This window comes from Clostridium sp. CTA-7, from assembly GCF_054768095.1.
Genome location: NZ_BAAAAV010000029.1, coordinates 1 through 497, shown reverse-complemented (window position 1 = coordinate 497; position 497 = coordinate 1). Strand labels below are relative to the sequence as shown.

The window sequence follows — 497 nt, the reverse complement described above, 5'->3', positions numbered from 1 at the left end:
AAGAATTTGTTGACAAAGGAATTGCAGCTTATGCAGAGCATGGAATAAAAGCACATGGATATGTATGTGATGTTACAGATGAACAAAGAGTAAATGAAATGGTTAAGCAAATAGAAGAGGAAGTTGGAGTAATTGATATACTTGTAAAGGGGTATGGTTGGATAAAACAAAGACTTTGATGATATGGATGCTGTTAAAATGACTGAATTAAGATAAATATTACTATTAAAATATAAAAGTTAAAATTAGGAGGAATTTATTATGGATATTATGAAGAATTTTTCATTAGAAGGAAAAGTTGCTTTAGTAACAGGAGCATCTTATGGAATAGGATTTTCAATAGCAAAAGCATATGGGGAAGCAGGAGCAACAGTTGTATTTAATGATATTAGTCAAGAATTTGTTGACAAAGGAATTGCAGCTTATGCAGAGCATGGAATAAAAGCACATGGATATGTATGTGATGTTACAGATGAACAAAGAGTAAATGAAATGGT

1 protein-coding gene and 1 pseudogene are annotated in these 497 nt (G+C 31.0%); both read left to right on the top strand.

The genetic code is table 11. The features are described from left to right. A pseudogene (locus ACYUEX_RS18715) lies at positions 1-170 on the top strand (SDR family NAD(P)-dependent oxidoreductase); the annotation flags it as partial. A 91-nt stretch (positions 171-261) separates the two neighbouring features. Continuing rightward, positions 262-497 (top strand): SDR family NAD(P)-dependent oxidoreductase (locus ACYUEX_RS18710; protein ID WP_460289462.1); only part of this gene is annotated, 236 nt, incomplete at its 3' end.